Annotated in this window: 18 protein-coding genes and 1 pseudogene; 8 read left to right on the forward strand and 11 right to left on the reverse strand. The window is 41.4% G+C overall.

The window, feature by feature from the left end:
- The 4 genes and pseudogenes from BLR15_RS06525 to BLR15_RS06540 all read right to left on the reverse strand — a co-directional run.
- A pseudogene (locus tag BLR15_RS06525) lies at positions 1–218 on the reverse strand (IS5/IS1182 family transposase); the annotation flags it as partial.
- 141 nt (positions 219–359) lie between these two features.
- Positions 360–1,118, reverse strand: coding sequence for a 5-methylcytosine restriction system specificity protein McrC (locus tag BLR15_RS06530; RefSeq protein WP_092985861.1), 759 nt, complete (start codon positions 1,116–1,118; stop codon positions 360–362).
- Positions 1,119–1,252: 134 nt separating this feature from the next.
- Complete coding sequence (locus BLR15_RS06535; protein WP_092985863.1) at positions 1,253–4,132, reverse strand: DUF3427 domain-containing protein; 2,880 nt, start codon at positions 4,130–4,132, stop codon at positions 1,253–1,255.
- Positions 4,133–4,207: 75 nt separating this feature from the next.
- The gene (locus BLR15_RS06540) at positions 4,208–5,098 is read right to left on the reverse strand and encodes a hypothetical protein (RefSeq protein WP_092985865.1); all 891 of its coding nucleotides are present in this window, start codon (positions 5,096–5,098) and stop codon (positions 4,208–4,210) included.
- A gap of 156 nt (positions 5,099–5,254) precedes the next feature.
- Between BLR15_RS06540 and BLR15_RS06545 the strand changes: the two genes are divergently transcribed.
- The 7 genes from BLR15_RS06545 to BLR15_RS06570 all read left to right on the forward strand — a co-directional run bounded on the left by BLR15_RS06545 (position 5,255) and on the right by BLR15_RS06570 (position 9,897).
- Positions 5,255–5,518 carry a glycine zipper domain-containing protein gene (locus BLR15_RS06545; RefSeq protein WP_218118661.1) on the forward strand — a complete coding sequence of 88 codons (264 nt, stop codon included), beginning with the start codon at positions 5,255–5,257 and terminating at the stop codon, positions 5,516–5,518.
- Positions 5,511–5,684 carry a glycine zipper domain-containing protein gene (locus BLR15_RS14000; RefSeq protein WP_176754075.1) on the forward strand — a complete coding sequence of 58 codons (174 nt, stop codon included), beginning with the start codon at positions 5,511–5,513 and terminating at the stop codon, positions 5,682–5,684. Before BLR15_RS06545 ends, BLR15_RS14000 begins: the two co-directional genes overlap by 8 nt.
- A 39-nt stretch (positions 5,685–5,723) precedes the next feature.
- Positions 5,724–6,002 carry a hypothetical protein gene (locus tag BLR15_RS06550; protein ID WP_092985867.1) on the forward strand — a complete coding sequence of 93 codons (279 nt, stop codon included), beginning with the start codon at positions 5,724–5,726 and terminating at the stop codon, positions 6,000–6,002.
- A gap of 85 nt (positions 6,003–6,087) precedes the next feature.
- A complete protein-coding gene (locus tag BLR15_RS06555) occupies positions 6,088–7,170 on the forward strand; it encodes a tellurite resistance/C4-dicarboxylate transporter family protein (protein WP_092985869.1) in 1,083 nt (360 codons plus the stop codon).
- Positions 7,171–7,290: 120 nt separating this feature from the next.
- Entirely contained in the window at positions 7,291–8,064 is a 774-nt protein-coding gene (locus tag BLR15_RS06560; RefSeq protein WP_092985871.1) for a general stress protein, read from the forward strand.
- Between the two features lie 125 nt (positions 8,065–8,189).
- Positions 8,190–9,002 (forward strand): general stress protein, encoded by an 813-nt coding sequence (locus BLR15_RS06565; RefSeq protein WP_092985873.1) that lies wholly within the window; start codon positions 8,190–8,192, stop codon positions 9,000–9,002.
- 67 nt (positions 9,003–9,069) lie between these two features.
- A complete protein-coding gene (locus BLR15_RS06570) occupies positions 9,070–9,897 on the forward strand; it encodes an SAP domain-containing protein (protein ID WP_092985875.1) in 828 nt (275 codons plus the stop codon).
- A 30-nt stretch (positions 9,898–9,927) separates the two neighbouring features.
- Here BLR15_RS06570 and BLR15_RS06575 read toward each other — a convergent pair whose 3' ends face one another.
- From BLR15_RS06575 to BLR15_RS06600, 6 genes are all read right to left on the reverse strand, one after another.
- Positions 9,928–10,872 carry a cation diffusion facilitator family transporter gene (locus BLR15_RS06575; protein ID WP_092985877.1) on the reverse strand — a complete coding sequence of 315 codons (945 nt, stop codon included), beginning with the start codon at positions 10,870–10,872 and terminating at the stop codon, positions 9,928–9,930.
- A gap of 25 nt (positions 10,873–10,897) precedes the next feature.
- Positions 10,898–11,197, reverse strand: a complete 300-nt coding sequence (locus BLR15_RS06580) for an ArsR/SmtB family transcription factor (RefSeq protein WP_092985879.1) — start codon at positions 11,195–11,197, stop codon at positions 10,898–10,900.
- 112 nt (positions 11,198–11,309) lie between these two features.
- On the reverse strand, positions 11,310–11,741 hold the full coding sequence (locus BLR15_RS06585) for a VOC family protein (protein ID WP_092985881.1): 432 nt from the start codon (positions 11,739–11,741) through the stop codon (positions 11,310–11,312).
- An 11-nt stretch (positions 11,742–11,752) separates the two neighbouring features.
- Entirely contained in the window at positions 11,753–12,109 is a 357-nt protein-coding gene (locus tag BLR15_RS06590) for a VOC family protein (protein WP_092985883.1), read from the reverse strand.
- Positions 12,110–12,170: 61 nt separating this feature from the next.
- On the reverse strand, positions 12,171–12,938 hold the full coding sequence (locus tag BLR15_RS06595; RefSeq protein ID WP_092985885.1) for a helix-turn-helix transcriptional regulator: 768 nt from the start codon (positions 12,936–12,938) through the stop codon (positions 12,171–12,173).
- A gap of 15 nt (positions 12,939–12,953) precedes the next feature.
- Positions 12,954–13,490 carry a DUF1572 family protein gene (locus tag BLR15_RS06600; RefSeq protein WP_092985887.1) on the reverse strand — a complete coding sequence of 179 codons (537 nt, stop codon included), beginning with the start codon at positions 13,488–13,490 and terminating at the stop codon, positions 12,954–12,956.
- A gap of 294 nt (positions 13,491–13,784) precedes the next feature.
- Here BLR15_RS06600 and pruA point away from each other — a divergent pair, with 294 nt between their 5' ends.
- Complete coding sequence (pruA, locus tag BLR15_RS06605; RefSeq protein ID WP_092985889.1) at positions 13,785–15,329, forward strand: L-glutamate gamma-semialdehyde dehydrogenase; 1,545 nt, start codon at positions 13,785–13,787, stop codon at positions 15,327–15,329.
- Between the two features lie 49 nt (positions 15,330–15,378).
- Here the strand turns inward: pruA and BLR15_RS06610 are convergent, their stop codons facing one another.
- The gene (locus BLR15_RS06610; RefSeq protein WP_176754076.1) at positions 15,379–16,581 is read right to left on the reverse strand and encodes an MBL fold metallo-hydrolase; all 1,203 of its coding nucleotides are present in this window, start codon (positions 16,579–16,581) and stop codon (positions 15,379–15,381) included.
- Positions 16,582–16,598 lie beyond the last annotated feature (17 nt).

Genomic DNA, 16,598 nt, shown 5'->3' on the forward strand with positions numbered 1-16,598 from the left:
TTTATCATCGGGATACGTTCAACATATCTAACAAAGATAGAAATAATCATGGCGGCATAGTTCAACTCTTCAGGTGCACCAAGTCGGGACTTTTTCGTTACTGCATGATAAATTTTATCCAAATTTATCGTAGAAATAATGGCATCATATTTTTGGGGAGGTGCCATGTCATATAATTCCTGGATGCCAAATAAGCTTGGTTGTCGTATAATGGTCATAAGAAGCACTCCTTCAGTCTTTTTATGGTTTGTTCGTCAACTACCATTATACAAGATTTGGGGAGGTGCTTCTTTTTTTAACTCTCAAAACTGTTGGGAGACATGGGGTTAGAATTATGAAATTCATTCAATTAAATAAATTTATCGTTCAATTATATTAGCTAATTGAAAATGTACATTATCCCAGTCTTTCGTAAAATCAATGGTACTAATATCAACAACTAATTCAGGCTTTAGGTTTTTGAATGATTCTTCTCTGTAAAATACTTTTATAAATGTTTGAATAAATTCCTTTAATTTTTCTGGTGACTCTTCTAAATCCAAAAAGTTACTCTTACCATATGCCTCTGAGATATTAAGCTCACACCATATAAATTCACATAACTTCAACACATATTCATATGACTTATTGTATTTATGCATAATCAACCCATCAAAAATAGCTTCGTTGTCAATTTTCACATAACTTACTTCTCTTAGATGGTTGTAAATTTTTACCAAAGCCCATTCATATTCATCCTTGAGATTTTTATAGTTTATTAGTAAATTTATTGTTCGTTTTATAATTTGGTTATAAATATTATCATAAGTCAAAAAGTCATTCATATATGAAAAGTGAGGGTTTATATCTTTCGATTGCTGTATCACTTCAAAGTCAATTATTTTAGTTTGCATATCATCATTTTCTATAAGATCTTTTAGGTAATTATCAGAAGCGCTTCTTTTAATTTGGGTATCTAGTTTTTGAATTATAACTTTACTCAGCAGATTAATAAAATCTCCATCATAATTTTTGGCTATCTCTATCTTATGAATTTGATTTGGAAAACCTGTGACATAGGTGAGCATGTAATATAAATTTCTTGGTGGTATATCCGAAAGATATTCGTTTTTCTCCATACCTTTTCCTCTTTTCTAGAAATTTTATATAATTACAGTACGATCCCCTATCTCAAAGTTGAATACTCATATTTTTAGAAAATAAATATAATAAATTAAAAGATCAGGCCATATAGCTTTTTGAAAAATACATGTTAAGTAAGACTCTCAAAATACCTAAATATCCCGTACTCAACAGGATTTTCCAATATAAAGTTCATCTTTGCTACTTTATCTCTATTGTTTCCTATTCCATCTTTAACATTTTCAGCTGAGTTTAGATCAATTTCAACTTCGCCCAAATAATAATGTTCCACTTCTTCTTCATCTTTCTTCACAAAAAGATATAATGTCACGTCGTCATTTTTATAATCCCGTATGATCTCTCTGTTAATTTTAGAATTTAAATCAGTGCCTTTCCTCGTAAACCACTGAAATACATGTGAATCCAAAAATTTGTCATTATATTTAACTGATTCATCGATATTCTTACTCTTATTGTAATTAATAAAAATCGGAACTGTATTATGCTTATTTTTATATCCATACATCGTACTCGACTCATCTTTCTCCCAGTTCATCACCCGGCAAACATCTTTCCTGCTGTACTTCTCATTTAATGTCAGAGGTTTCTGCTGATTATATTGCTCTGATTGAAGCTCTGCTAAATTCAATAGATCATTTATAAACATTTCATAATAATCATCTTTCAGAGCATCTTTGAATTCTTTACTTAAAGATATTTGGGAATCTTCTACTTCAATTAATGGGTACTTATATTTCTTAACTGAGGCACTTGTATAGAACTCCAATGTCATCATTCTTAAAATAGAATCCATTGTCTCATCAGTCATATAATAACCTTTTTCGTATATATCCAATTGGAAGTCAGGTTTATTTACAGTACCTTTCGAAAGTAATTCTTTTAATAAAAATACTTCCTGCACTCTTTTTCCATCGACTATTTCTTTCGACAGGAAAGTTAATATTCTATCCTGTCCATTTGTCAGTGAGTCGATCTCTTCCTTCATCTTGCCAAGAAATTCTGGATAGTGATTAAACTTATTCAGCACCAGCATCGGACTCATGGCATCCTGGTCATTATGTAAATCCACTAATGACGGAATATGCCCCAGCTTATCTTTTGTATAGAAATACATTCTTCTTAAATTGACCAGATCACTCGCACGATTATTAGAAATCGATTTAAAAATACGATCTTGTGCAATACGTTCAAAATTAATTGTGGATTCTCCGGAAATCATATTCCGATTCATCATATTACGTCGCATTATATCTTTATTGAAAGATTTATCTCCGGTCAAAGCGACAGGAATCAAATAGTTATTTTTATAATTACCGATAAAATCGATAACTGTTAAGAATTCTTTCCCTGGATGTTTCCTGAGTCCTCTGCCAAGCTGCTGTACAAAAATAATACTCGATTCTGTCTGCCGCAGCATCACAACTTGATTTACAGAAGGAATATCCACACCTTCGTTAAAAATATCTACGGTAATCAGATAATCTAATCTGTTATTTTCAAGCTGTCTGACCGCTTCTTCTCTATCTTCTTGAGCGTCCAGGCCAGTAAGTGATTTTGTTTTATAACCTTTATCGTTTAACAGATCAGATAACTTTTTTGCTTCTTTTCTGTTTGATACAAACATCAACCCACGAACCTTTTCACCTGCATGTGAGTAATAATAGAGTTTGTCTATTATATGATCAATTCTGTCTTCATGGATCAACTCAGTCAGCACACTATCTTCAGAAATTGTCTTTCCGTTATGTTCCAGATCAGTCACACCAAAATAATGAAATGGAGACAAAATTTCTGCTTCCAAAGCCTTTTGTAGTCTGATTTCATAAGCAATGTTGTAATCAAATAAACTGAATATCTCAGTATTATCTGTTCTCTCCGGAGTTGCAGTCATACCCAGCATAAAGTCCGGATTAAAATAATTCATGATTTTATTATAAGTTTCTGCTCCACTTCTATGGGCTTCATCGATAATAATATAATCAAAATCATCATGGTTAAACTGATAGAGATGATTTTGCCTGGATAAGGTCTGTACTGTGGCAAATAAAAATTTGGCGTTCCTATCTTTCGCTCTGCCACTATAAATTCCAAACTGTTCTGGAGGTAAATCTATTAAATCACGATAATCTTGAAGTGATTTATGTAATATCTGTTCACGGTGAGCGATGAATAAAACTCTTTTTGGTTCAGCTTGCTTAACATCAAACGCTGAAAGATAAGTTTTCCCCGTACCTGTTGCAGATACCACAAGACCCTTCTTCTCTCCGGTTAATCGTAAGTTTTTTAAAGATTCCAGTGCTTCCTGCTGCATTATATTTGGTGTTATTTCTTTAGGATTATTATTGGTGTAACGATACGGCCGCTTATTTTCGATAAGATGCAGCACTTTATTGTCATGATCCAGTTCTACATACAATGACTCATACTCTCTGACCCACTCTTCTGAAAGCTTAGTTGAATTCTCCCAAAGAGAATCGAACTGCTCTTTAAAATTTTGAATGACTTCACCGTTATCCAATGATGTCAGCTTTAAGTTATATTCATAATTTTTCTTCAGAGCTGCATCGGTTAAATTGGAACTGCCGATAAACATCGTTGAGTAACTTTTATTATCAAATATATAACCTTTGGCATGAAAACCAGCCTGATCTGTTATCTTCACATCCAGATTAGGTATCTTCAAAAGTTCTTTGAAAACTTTAGGTTTATTAAAATTTAAATAAGTAGAAGTAATAATCTTACCTCGTACTCCGCGCTTGTTTAATTCATAGAGTGCAGTTTTCAATGAAGCAATTCCGCCCTCAGTAATAAAAGCAACAGAAATGACAAAAGACTCACATGATTCCAATGCGTCCAGCATTGGTGCGAGTACATTTTCGTCTTTTGAATTTATAATCAGTTCAGGTGGATGATGAGATACTTTACCAGTGTATCGATCTATAAATCCACGTTCGTATGCGTTCAATAAATTATCCTGTAAATGCTCCATAGATTCACACCTAATAAAAATGATATTTACAATATTTTACCATATAAGTTAACAGAATTTTATATAAATATCTTTTCAATCAAACTTTTTCAAATTTTTATAATTCCCCACAGCAAGTATTCCTTTCCACTGCTGTCTTGCTACATAATAATCTTCCATATACTGTCCCCACTCCCAGGTGATATCCCATACTCCTTCGGAATTCACGGTTTCCTTCAAATACCGGACATTCTTTTCAATCAGATCTTCATACTTCCCGTACAGCTCATCTTCTTTACTGAATATCATATTAAGCGACAGTGGTTTATAGCTCTTACCCCATGATTTGGGATCTGTGTCCATGGAATCTTCTATCAATTCGTTCAGTTTCACCCTGACTTCTTTCGGCGCATCTCCTGTGATTTCATACGCTTTTTGAAAATTATTCACTTCATGAAAATCCATCTCTGAACTGTTTAACAAATGAATAGTCGCCCGTTCCATAACTTCAAGTCCCAACTCATATGCCTCACTGTCCGCTTCGCACCAGTGGATGAGATAGCTGGCGAGCTCGACAGTCGGATTGTACATCCAGTTTTCCTGTGCATCTTCTGAGTAATGCCACCACGGGGCATGAGGGTAATTGTTATGTTCAGGAACGACCGTCTTCCATAGTGCATTCCCACGGTCATAGGACTGCATTAAATAATCCATTGCAGCCCGGACGATTGGATCATCGCCGTACGCATCCACTTCCATCAAAATTTGGCACGCTGCCCACGTATCGATTGCATTCGATTCCGGCAGCATAGAGTCTGGTTCTAAGCCATGTGCGAAACCACCGTCGCTGTTTTGAAATGCACTCAGATTATCGATTACTTTTTCTTTGGAACCTCCTTCAAACAAATACGCCCATCTTGCATATTCCAGCGGTCTTGTATTTCTTTTCATCCAGCCTGCTGTTTTGTGAAATAACTCGTTTTTCATCGTTGCACCCCTTTTACTTTAATTATACATCTTTAACCGCTCCAAACCTTATACTAAAGTCGGATGTAATTATATTTTTCTTCTATATTAATTCAGTATTTTACATATTTTTGGTATGATTAAAGTGAAAATTGTTTCTTTAGGGGGATGTTCATAATGTCTGAAAACCAGGAACAGAAACAAAAAGAGGATAAAGGAAACGAAGAACAAACCGGAGGGGATGAAAAGCTCGCGACGGATATTGCCCTCGGCATATCGTTCGGACCGGTTTTCGGCATAATCATCGGCATGCTGCTTTTCGATAATATCGGCCTCGGGGTTGCATTCGGCATCTCGTTCGGGGTGCTTGCAGGTGTCATCATCAACCAGCTCAGACAGCATAGCAGCAATGAAGATTCCGGGGGTGGAAAAAATGGCTGAAAAGAAGGATAAGAAGAAAAATTCTTCGAACATGGGCAGCGGAATCGCGATTGGAATGGGCGTCGGCGTCACTTTCGGTGTGGCCATGGACAATATCGCCATCGGACTAGCCATCGGTGCGGCAATCGGTGTGGCGCTCGGAGCAGCCGGTGAAAATAAGAAATAATGCCGATTTCCGGCAACCTTACAAAAAGGATCTGATAATATGTGGATACTGATCATCGTCCTCGCCGGCATCCTGGCCGGTGTCATTAACAACTATATGCATCATAAGCGGAAGATGGAAAAGATAAAACTCGATCACATCGACAAGGAGATTGAGCTGGAACGGCTGCGACAGGAAAATTATCTGCTTGAAAATGAAGAGATGCAGGTGGTCCTGGACCGTATCAAAGCAGACAATAAACGGCTCGAAGAACAGAAGAACAGCAAGTGGCTGATCCAGGAGACTCGTGAACGTCAGGTGGAGCATCGTGATGAATGACCAGTTCCATAAGTTGAAATAATTCACTTTTTCATATATCATTATAGATTGCCTTTTATATATTACATAAGAAAGAGTGGATATTTTGCTGGAATTTTTAAAGCGCCAGTCCCGCCATCTGTTTCCGGGCTATTTTGCGATGGTCATGGCAACCGGCGCCCTGTCACTGTCATTGTGGTATGTGGGTCTCGGGATCGCTGCTGAACTGCTTATTTACTTGAACATTTTCATATATATCATTCTGCTCTCACTGAATGTCATCCGGCTTTTATTGAATACGGATGAATTCATCCGGGATATCGCCGATCACGGCAAAGGACCCGGATTTTTCACTTTGATCGCGGGCACTGAAGTGCTCGGTACACAGCTCGTGGTCATCAAAGGCTTGATCGTGTGGGGCTTTTTCTTCTGGAGCATCGCATTTCTGCTCTGGATCATACTGATGTACACCTTTTTCACACTGATCATCGTCAAAAAGGTCAAGCCGATGATTGACGAATCCATAAACGGCGGCTGGCTGCTGGTCGTGGTGTCGACTCAGTCGATTGCTGTCCTCGGAACACTGATTGCACCGGGTATGGGCATGTTCGGTGAGATTATTCTCTTTATCTCATTGTGTCATTTCCTGCTCGGATGTATGCTGTATCTGAATATCATCGCCTTTATAATTTACAGGCTGATGTTCGTCCATATTGAAGAGACATCATTAAAACCGCCGTACTGGATCAATATGGGGGCACTTGCGATTACGACACTCGCCGGCTCGATACTTTTGATTCACGGCATGGGGTCCGGCATCATCATGGACCTTGAAATCTTCATTAAAGGATTCACTTTATTTTTCTGGGTGCTCGGCACTTGGTGGGTGCCGCTGCTGATCACGCTCGGCATCTGGCGCCATATCGTGCGCCGCTACCCGCTCTCCTACACACCTGAAATGTGGGCGATGGCCTTTCCTGTCGCAATGTACACCGTAGGCACAATCCACCTGTCCATCATGCTGGAAATGGAATTTTTAATGCTGATTCCATACATTACAATATTCGCAGCCGCGGGTGTATGGCTGGCTGTCATGACAGGTATGGCCGTCCACCTTGGTAAAAGACACCTGGCATACATTAAAAACCTCGTCGGTGTGGGGCATTCGAACAACGAGCGTATCGGCTGATGCAAAATGCCCAAAGTTGCTTTGTTCACTCAAAGTTAACATTTCATACAAACAAGATGCATTATTTTATATGAATGATATTGTATAATAACATTAAAAGCATGAGCAGGAGGACTGTAAATGAGCAAGTTTGAAGTGTTTGATGATGAACAGCAGTTGTCCAGACGTATCGATCAGCTGCGTCTTGATGATATAAAAGATGAAGATATCACAGTCGTTGCAAACGACCGTCCGGACAAACACTCCATCATCTACTACACGTCTGTCAACTTCATAATATCCCATGGTACATTATGGGACCGTTTCGCTTCAAAATTCGGTGATGAAGACACAAGCGACCGTGTCATGGACAAACTCGATCTATCCGGAGCAGATAAAGCCAAATATGACAAAGCTCTGGATGATGGCAGTATTTTATTGTTCGTCAAAGGTCTGTCACATGCCGAAGAAGTAGAAGAGGCAAGTGAAGACGATACGAACACTGCCATGGAAGAATCCAGTGAAACGGCCGAAGACACAGAAAATAACACTGACAATATTTCAGATGATGAAGAAAAGGGGTCGGATGAAATGATAGTAACCACAGAAGGTCCTACACTGACAAAAGAGTATGACGGTATCACCGTGACTACGGAAGCAGTGGAGAATAAAGAGACGCCCGTCAATGAAATCAGAACAGACGGTGACACTCACCGCATTGATATGAGCACTTATGTCACACAGTATGATGAAACGCTCGATCTCGAAGAAGAAGAAATTCAGCATGCCAAAGTGGAAGAAGTCATCGAAGAGGAACAGGAAGAGCAGGAAGAGGAAGAACAGTATCATACAGTCAAAGATAATGTCGTAAATATGAGTCCTGAAGCAGACGAAGAAGGAATCAGGCAGGGCTGATCACAAAACCGTTCCCCGGATAGATGTACCGGGGAATTTTTTTATATCATCAAAGTTTATGCGTTGTGAAAATGGGTAAAAAGATACAACGGTATCACTATATTAATTAACCTGGAGGGTTGATAATGAGCCGCTTTGAAAAATTTGCCACGGAACAGGATGTAATGGAAAGAATTGAACAGCTGCGTACGGAAGGCTTTGAAGAATCAGATATTACAGTGATATCCAGTCAGAAACTTGAAGATGCCTATTTGAAGTACAGAAGTGTGAACTTTAAAAATTCCGAAGGAACGACATGGGATAAATTCATTTCAATGTTTTCCTATGATGATCCGAAAGACAAAGTTCTCGGCGCGTTCGACATCACCGACAGTGAAAAAGAGCATTTCAAACATGCCCTGGACAGACGGGAAATTTTATTGCTTAAGGAAAATCATGCGGTGGATGAAAAAAGAGATGTCCAGAATGAACCCCGTGAATATCATGAAACCCAGCAGCAGGACACCCAGGCGATGGAGGATGAAGCCGCTCAGAATGAAAGGCTCGATGCCCGGAACACGGCATCTGCAGGCCGAAAATCATATGACCACGGTTCGGATGCTGAAAGTGCCAGACTGCATACGGCGGACGAAGATGACAGATTCGATTCCATCCATTCTTCCAAAGCTTCCGCTAAAGCAGCAGGCGGCAGCAGACCCGGCGGCCCGACCTACGCAGAGCAGGCAGACCGTGCCATCCGGGACGACATCACCCTGGACTCGGAACGTGATGATGTCGAAGCCGATAATGACATCACCCTTAAAGATACAGAGAACGCTGATGAATATGATTATACCGCTTCAAAGAATGATAAAGACAAAGATACGGCGGGCAATGGCCCCGCTGTAAGTGAATACGATTATGAATCCGAGAAAGAAGAGTATGGCTATAAATCATGAATGTAAAAGCACCGCGTGCCGGTGCTTTTATTTTTAATACATATGTTTTTTCAAGGGTGTGATGAATTTGAAACTGGATGCGGTCGATGTGCTGTACATGCATTACATCACGGACAGGACCACAGAAGAAGTGGACACATACGATTTCTGGGTCCGTCAATATGACAGGAATCCTGTGCAGCTGCTCCGCCACCTTCTGGATGAAGGTGTGATCTATGAAGATGACAGTCTGCATGTGACATTATGGAAGCTGAGGGTATTCGAGCTGAAAATCATTCTGAAGTCTGCCGGTCTGAAGGTTTCAGGCAATAAGCCGTCACTTGTCGAGCGGATCATCCTGAACGAAGAAGATATTGATTTTACATCCGTACCTTTGAAGAATGTATACAAAGTGAATGCCGGGCATGAGGATTTTTATCAGCAGACACATTTCATCGACTTCTTCCACTTCAACGGCAATATCGATCTGCATGAAGTATATGACTTTTATCTGTCACATGATCATTTGGCCAATCATGATATCGCTGTTAAGTTTTTAGAGAAAAAAGCCCGTGACCATATCCACCATGAAAACAAATATACAGCAGTCAAATGCTATTATCTGCTTGCGAATTACGCACAGGATGAAATGGGAGACCCGTTACTGTCCATCTATTACCTGAACCATTTCACCATGCTTGTCGTCCTTCAGTCAGCTCATCACCGTGGTGCGGTCCACTTCGATCTGGACGGCTATACAAAAGACAGGTACAGGGCGTTCATAGAATCTGAAAATATGGGTTTGGATGCATTCGCAGGCTGTTTGGCTGAATCGGTAAAACAACTGCCCTATTCCTCTCACGAACTGAAATCCGCTGCGGCATTCATCATAAAACTGATAAACGAAAAGGCTTAAATCCTCTCAATGGGATATAAGCCTTTATTTTTAGTGGGCGTGACCGTGGTGGTGACCGGATTCCGTCTGGAAAGCCATGTCACAGATGACTTCCTCATCGTGACTGTGGTCTTTACATTCTACCTGGATCGTCACGTGTCCGATATTGTTCTCTTCCAGTTCTTCTTCAATTTCATGCAGCAGTGCCTGACTTTCATGCACTGTCATTTTGCCGTCAACGACGACATGTGCCGACAGGGCGTTCATACCGCTTGTGATTGTCCATGCATGGAGGTCATGTATGCCTTTCACTTCATCAAATGACTTTATCCTGCTGACGATATCTTCGAGGTCTACATTGACCGGTGTCCCTTCCATCAGGACATGGAGCGCATCTTTCGTCACCCGCCATCCGCTGATCAGGATGAGTACGGCGACGATGACACTGGCAAGCGGATCGGCGATGCCCCAGTTAAAGAATATCATCAGGAGCGCCGCAACGATGGCACCGACGGAGCCGAGCAGGTCGCCGAGCACGTGAAGGAATGCCGCTCTGATATTCAGGTTATCCTGGGTGCTGCCGCTTCTCATCAGCATCCATGCGACAACGATATTGACAACGAGACCGATCGCTGCAATGCCCAGCATGCCGAATGATGCGACTTCCGGTGGATTCTGGAATCTGCCGATCGCTTCATAAAATATGAACCCTGAAATGAGTATTAAAGTGACACCGTTAAAGACGGCGGCGAGTATTTCAAACCGCTTGTATCCGTATGTCTTACTGTAGTTCGCGACCCTTTCCCCGAGCGTCAGGGCGACGACCGCGACACCGAGTGATATCGCATCGCTCAGCATATGCCCGGCATCCGCGAGCAGTGCCAGACTGTTCGTCAGAAAACCGCCGACGGCTTCTACAATCATAAAGAATGTAATGATGATAAATGCGATGAAAAGCGTCTTTTTATTCGTATTATGCGAGTGATCGTGGCTCATAGCCTCACCTCCTGAAAATTAGTGGTTAATCGTGTTTTATATGACTGATCATCTGATCCAGCATCAGCATGACGTGCGCGTCATCGTGGGAATAGTAGATCGTCGTTCCGTCCCTGCGGGATTTGACCAGCCTTAAGTTTTTAAGCGTCTTCAGCTGGTGGGAAACCGTCGACTGCTTGATATCGAGTGTATCCGAAATATCGCCGACTGAATGTTCATTGTTGAACAGATAGGTCAGTATACGTATCCTTGTCGGATCCCCGAGCGCTTTGAACGTCCGGGTGACCGTATCTATCGTCTCTGCATCCAATTTTTTATAATCCATATGCCCACCTCTTATTTTTCATTCATCTATATATTAACATCTGTTCATATATTAATCTAATGGAATAAAAAACTGCAGACCGTTTGAGATCTGCAGCCTGTTTGACAGTTACCTACTCTCCGCTCAACATCCAGTTGACGCCGTACTTGTCCCTGAATGATGCGAACATCGATGTCCACTCGGTTTCATCCCTCGGCATCTGTACGTCCACTCCGGATGCGACCGCCTGTTCATAAAATGAGACCATCTGTTCCTTTTCGGTTTCCAGATCGAAGACGAACGCCATCATCGCCCCTTCGTTATTGATGGATTTTCCGTTCCAAGTATCACTGATGAAGAAACCGTGCCCTAAAATCTCGATTTCGGCATTCATGACGAAATTCTCTTTGACTTCGGCCGGAACATCCTTGAATTCTGATGTGTCCTCAAACATCGCATCGTCCATCATCTGGATGGACACCAGGGACGCATTGAAGTTGTCCTTGTAATAGTCGATCGCTTCACGTGCATTCTGGAAATTAAAATACTGATAATGCTTGACCATATGATTCCCCCTTAACTGTTGACTCTTAAAATCGTACCCGCCGGATCTGAAATCCAGTAGCCGTCCGAATTTTCACGAACCTCCACTTCATCTCTCCGGCTGACACCATGTGTTTCGAAATACTCTGCTGCTTCCGTCACGTCGTCCACTTTAAGCTCCAGCCACACATCCTGCTGTGAATAGTTGTCCATGCAGTCCAGCCACAACGTCATCTCTCCGAACTGAAATGCATGGGAATCGGACATGAAACCCAGATAAGGCAATTTGAGCGTTTTCTTGTAAAAATGAACGGTGTCATCATACTTGTACTTCGGAATCTTGATCGCAATATTGCCGCTGCCGGTTATTTTACCTTCCAAGTGTCCCACCAACTCTCCTGTGAATTTTATTCAACTCGATTATATAATCATCCGCGGTTGATTTATTATTCTAATCCGCCCTGTATTCACTTTTGCTTTCTTTTAAAATATTGATGAATAACAGGGGCAGGTTCAGAGTGATCGGGGGATCTTCGGGTAACGGGAGCCGTAAATTTAAATGTTTCTTGTATTTCCCGGGAAAAGTCATTTTGCCTTCCACTTTGCCTCTTAAATTATCTTTATGGACAAAGATTTTGAGCGGGTTGTAAGTCTTATGAATGACACATGCCAGACAGTAATACCCGCCCGGCGGCACATCATTAAAATACACATCCCGCTCTTTATCAAATTTCAATATCGCTTTGCCCACGACGGGAGACTGGTTCGGTATCGGCTTTTTGAACAGCCCGATGAATATGATGCCTTCAAATTGTTCTTCACATGTCAGATGGACGGTAAGGTCCGCTTCTTCGCAGGATTCTTCTATCAGCTCATCATCTTCATGCAGTTTATAGTCGCTGTAAATCTTATTGTACTGCGTCGTCAGCTGTTTCGGGGACAGTATCATCGATTTTTTGATTCTGTTTGTAAAAGTGCCTTCGCTCAAGTAACCGGATTTCAACTGGATATTGAGCACGGAAGCGTTCGTCTTCAAAAGTTCTTCTACACTGTTCTGTACTTTCAGGCTCACCAGATAGTCCTGCGGCGTCACACCGGTCTCCTTTTTGAAAACACGGTAAAAATGCGACTCACTGTATCCGAAATAGTGAGCCGCTTCTTTTACAGTCGTATGGTTGTAATGGGTTTTGAAGTACTCGAGCACTTTATTGATATCCATGGTTATCACCACCAGTTATTTATCATACTTCCTTTTCATCTTATTCAAGTATTGTTCCGACTGCCCTTTCGGTATCGTCAAAGTATCAAAATCGTCGCCTTTGATCTGCTTGCCGATATAGACAATCTGTCCTATGTGATAGGAATAGTGGGACATCTGTCTTTCAATTGCTTCAATGACAACATGCTCTTCACTTCTGATACGGACGGTTTTTCGAAGGTCTTCCCCTTCAAGATTTGATAATGTGCCGAGAAGCGTTTCCCAGCCGAGCTCCCAATGTTCAAGCATTTCCTGTCTGGATGCACCGTCATCTGTGAATTCCGAATCTCTGTCCCTCGATTCTTTTTCTCCGTCTGAAGTTAAAAAATCCGACCATCTTGAAATCATATTGCCGCTCAAATGTTTCATGATGACTGCAATGCTGTTTGACTCCTCATTCATTGACCACTGCAGTTCTGACTCAGTCAATTGTTCAATCGTCCTGTCACCGAGATTTTTAACATCTTTAAATTTTTCAATGACTGTATTTAAATATCTTTCTTCAATATTCATTCTGAAATCACCTTGATTTGATATTTGACGGGTGTCTCCCGCCATGATCGTTTGATTGCCCTTCGGTCATTGTTTCACTCGTCTTTCCGGATACTCTTCCATCGCTGAATACCTGATTTCCACACGTTTTCCCTTGCAATCCATACTTTTATATCCCCTTCCAGTTTAACGAATATTGTGACTATTTTCCACTTTAAAATGTAAGCCTTTTCTTTTGCATAATCCTGGTTTTTTAGGGTAGAATAGTCATATGCGTTTTCCCGCAATAATTTTATTTTTTAGGAGGAATTTTTAATGGTATTGCCTTACAAAGCAGAGGCTGCGACTGATTTTACACAAGAATCAAACAAGCAGGCATTCAAACAAGCATTGGAGCAGGTAAAGGAAGACTTTGGTGTTGAACGTCCACTCGTCATCGGTGGCAAACAAGTGATGACAGATGATAAGACAACTGTCATCAATCCTGCGGATAAAGAGCAGATTCTTGGTCGTGTTTCAAAAGCGAAACCTGAACACATCGAGCAGGCTTTCGAAGCTGCCGAAGAGGCATTTGAATCATGGAGTGCGTGGACTGCAAAAGAACGTGCAGACTTACTTTTAAAAGTTTCAGCAATCATCCGCCGGAGAAAACATGAGTTCTCCGCACTGATGGTATACGAAGCAGGTAAACCTTGGAATGAAGCTGATGGAGATACTAATGAAGCAATCGACTTCATCGAATACTATGCACGCTCAATGGTGGAATTGGCAGACGGTAAACCGACACTTGACCGTGAAGGTGAAACGAACAGCTACTTCTATCAGCCAATGGGTGTCGGTGTAACGATTTCACCTTGGAATTTCCCATTCGCGATCATGGCAGGTACGACACTTGCACCGGTTGTTGCAGGTAACACAGTACTGTTAAAACCATCAGGAGACACTCCTCTGATTGCATATAAACTGATGGAAGTCCTTGAAGAAGCAGGACTCCCTGCAGGTGTAGTCAACTTTGTCCCTGGTTCATCAAGAGATATCGGTGACTACATGGTAGACCACCACAAGACACACTTCATCACATTTACAGGTTCTAAAGGCGTTGGACTCCGCATCACTGAAAGAGCGGCGGTTGTTCAAGAAGGACAGCACTTCCTTAAACGCACAATTACTGAAATGGGCGGTAAAGATACAATTATCGTAGATAAAGATGCCGACCTTGATGTGGCGGCTGAATCCATCGTCACTTCAGCTTTCGGATTCTCAGGACAGAAATGTTCAGCATGTTCACGTGCTGTTGTTCACGAAGATGTTCATGATGAAGTACTTGCAAGATCAATCGAACTTGCTAAAAAACTGACTGTAGGCAACACAGTGGATAACACTGATATGGGGCCTGTTGTCAGCCAGAAACAGTTCAACAACATTAAAGAATATATCGAAACAGGTAAAAAAGAAGGTAAACTGGAATTTGGCGGAGAGACAGACGACTCCACCGGATTCTTTGTACACCCTACAATCTTCTCAGACCTTGATCCTGAAGCTGTAATCATGCAGGAAGAAATCTTCGGACCTGTTGTCGGCTTCACTAAAGTCAAAGACTTCGACGAAGGTCTTAAAGTTGCAAACAACACTGAATACGGCCTGACTGGCGCAGTAATCACGAATACACGTGAAAACTGGCACCTGGCAGTACGCAAATTCGATGTCGGCAACCTTTACCTGAACCGCGGCTGTACTGCAGCTGTAGTTGGCTACCACCCATTCGGCGGTTTCAAACTTTCAGGTACAGACCAGAAGACAGGCAGCCCGGACTACCTGCTGAACTTCTTAAACCAAAAAGTCGCTTCAGAAATGTTTTAATTGATAATACAAAATGCCTCCCGCATCAACTGATGTGGGAGGCATTTTGTTATTTGAAAAGTTCTTCCAGAGAATATGCAGTTTCTCTTTCAGGCAAAAATACTTTATGACCTTTTTCTTTTAATATACTGCCCTGTAATTCAGGCTTAAAAGTATGCCAGGGGATGACTGTCCCAGGGTTGATATCATTCACAATATCGATAATATCGTCGGGAGACGCATGGCCTCCCACCCCGATATTGATATATTTGATTTCATGCTTTTCCAAAATTTTCTGCAAGTGTGTGAATCTCGGGTCATAATCACCCAGAGGCACACCATTCATATGAAGATATATGCCGCCTTTGTATTCCTCCGCCAGATCAAGGTTCTCATGATCCAAATGCACGATATGCGGCAGTTTTTCATTATACCCGCTGATTTTATATACTTGACGATTCGTATACGCGGATAACAATACTGCTGTATCATGCTGCCAAAGTATCGGTACTCCTTGCTCCAGTGCCATATTGTTAATCTGGATCAATCTTTCGATGTTTCTTGGGTAGGGGTTGATGATCACCGCACCTTTTTTCTGCTCTATTTCTTTTTTTAAATCCAAAAGCAGATTGATTTCTTTTCTCTGAGGTGCTGCGCCGGCATCCAGTCCGTCCATAAAGCTGAATTCCGTACCTTCGATCAACAGCAAATCTACAGGGGCAGATTTTTTTATTACCCGGGTGACATTATTCGGATGATAGCCGTTTTTCCTGATATCTCCGCTGTGCAGTATGCGTCTTTCCCCGGTGTCGATCAGAATGCTGGCCGAACCCTTTATATCGTGGTCGTTTTCAATGAATACCACTTTATAATCACCGACTGATACCGGCTGTTCAAAAGGTATGCCGATTATTTCGGCTTCGATGGATACTTCCATTCCGGCATGCACCAGATTATCAAACAATACCTTCGATTCCATTGACATGTAGACTGGAAAATCTTTCGGCAGATACTTCAGGCCGCCTATATGATCGATATGCAGATGGCTGATGAACACTGCATCATCATAAGGACTTTCTCCATCGTATAAAAATGGAATATCCGGCAGTTTTTTTTGGCGTATAAAATACTCAATCTCTGTAATTTTTATGCCTTCCGGAACATGTTCATCCGGCATTCCGAAATCCATGATGACTCTGTTCCTGCCATCATCAAGCGAAAAGACGTTGGAGCCGATGGTATCGAGTCCACTCCAAAAAGTGATTTGCTCCATGAAATCAGCCCCCTGTA

It is taken from the genome of Lacicoccus qingdaonensis, assembly GCF_900101075.1.
GTDB lineage: Bacteria > Bacillota > Bacilli > Staphylococcales > Salinicoccaceae > Lacicoccus > Lacicoccus qingdaonensis.

Bases quoted from the DNA above. Each gene is read 5' to 3' on its own strand.
- BLR15_RS06530 (WP_092985861.1), bottom strand. From the start codon at position 1,118: ATGGAGAAAAACGAATATCTTTCGGATATACCACCAAGAAATTTATAT.
- BLR15_RS06535 (WP_092985863.1), bottom strand. From the start codon at position 4,132: ATGGAGCATTTACAGGATAATTTATTGAACGCATACGAACGTGGATTT.
- BLR15_RS06540 (WP_092985865.1), bottom strand. From the start codon at position 5,098: ATGAAAAACGAGTTATTTCACAAAACAGCAGGCTGGATGAAAAGAAAT.
- BLR15_RS06545 (WP_218118661.1), top strand. From the start codon at position 5,255: ATGTCTGAAAACCAGGAACAGAAACAAAAAGAGGATAAAGGAAACGAA.
- BLR15_RS14000 (WP_176754075.1), top strand. From the start codon at position 5,511: ATGGCTGAAAAGAAGGATAAGAAGAAAAATTCTTCGAACATGGGCAGC.
- BLR15_RS06550 (WP_092985867.1), top strand. From the start codon at position 5,724: ATGTGGATACTGATCATCGTCCTCGCCGGCATCCTGGCCGGTGTCATT.
- BLR15_RS06560 (WP_092985871.1), top strand. From the start codon at position 7,291: ATGAGCAAGTTTGAAGTGTTTGATGATGAACAGCAGTTGTCCAGACGT.
- BLR15_RS06565 (WP_092985873.1), top strand. From the start codon at position 8,190: ATGAGCCGCTTTGAAAAATTTGCCACGGAACAGGATGTAATGGAAAGA.
- BLR15_RS06575 (WP_092985877.1), bottom strand. From the start codon at position 10,872: ATGAGCCACGATCACTCGCATAATACGAATAAAAAGACGCTTTTCATC.
- BLR15_RS06580 (WP_092985879.1), bottom strand. From the start codon at position 11,197: ATGGATTATAAAAAATTGGATGCAGAGACGATAGATACGGTCACCCGG.
- BLR15_RS06585 (WP_092985881.1), bottom strand. From the start codon at position 11,741: ATGGTCAAGCATTATCAGTATTTTAATTTCCAGAATGCACGTGAAGCG.
- BLR15_RS06595 (WP_092985885.1), bottom strand. From the start codon at position 12,938: ATGGATATCAATAAAGTGCTCGAGTACTTCAAAACCCATTACAACCAT.
- BLR15_RS06600 (WP_092985887.1), bottom strand. From the start codon at position 13,490: ATGAATATTGAAGAAAGATATTTAAATACAGTCATTGAAAAATTTAAA.
- pruA (WP_092985889.1), top strand. From the start codon at position 13,785: ATGGTATTGCCTTACAAAGCAGAGGCTGCGACTGATTTTACACAAGAA.
- BLR15_RS06610 (WP_176754076.1), bottom strand. From the start codon at position 16,581: ATGGAGCAAATCACTTTTTGGAGTGGACTCGATACCATCGGCTCCAAC.